This is a genomic window from Streptomyces sp. SP17BM10, assembly GCF_036322405.1.
Classification (GTDB): Bacteria; Actinomycetota; Actinomycetes; order Streptomycetales; family Streptomycetaceae; genus Kitasatospora.
Genome location: NZ_JAQYXB010000412.1, coordinates 1 through 309, shown reverse-complemented (window position 1 = coordinate 309; position 309 = coordinate 1). Strand labels below are relative to the sequence as shown.

General features: G+C 71.8%; 1 protein-coding gene. It reads left to right on the top strand.

Annotation, left to right across the window (positions count from 1 at the left end):
- The coding region (locus PUR71_RS03720; RefSeq protein WP_329924859.1) for a helicase C-terminal domain-containing protein at nt 1-309 on the top strand (309 nt) is incomplete at both ends.

Below are 309 nucleotides of genomic sequence, written 5' to 3'. Positions count from 1 at the left end.
GTACGTCGCCAAGCACCTCTCCGAGCCCGGCCGCGATCCCGAACGACCGGACATGCTCGACGAGGTGGAGGAGCTGATCGGCGCGGCCGGCGGTCGGACGCTGGGCCTGTTCTCCTCGATGCGCGGTGCACAGGCGGCCGCCGAGGCGATGCGCGGGCGGCTCGACAAGCGGATCCTGCTCCAGGGCGAGGACACCCTGGGCGAGCTGATCCGCGAGTTCGCCTCGGACGCGACCACCTGCCTGTTCGGCACGCTCTCGCTCTGGCAGGGCGTGGACGTGCCCGGCTCGGCCTGCCAGCTGGTGGTGAT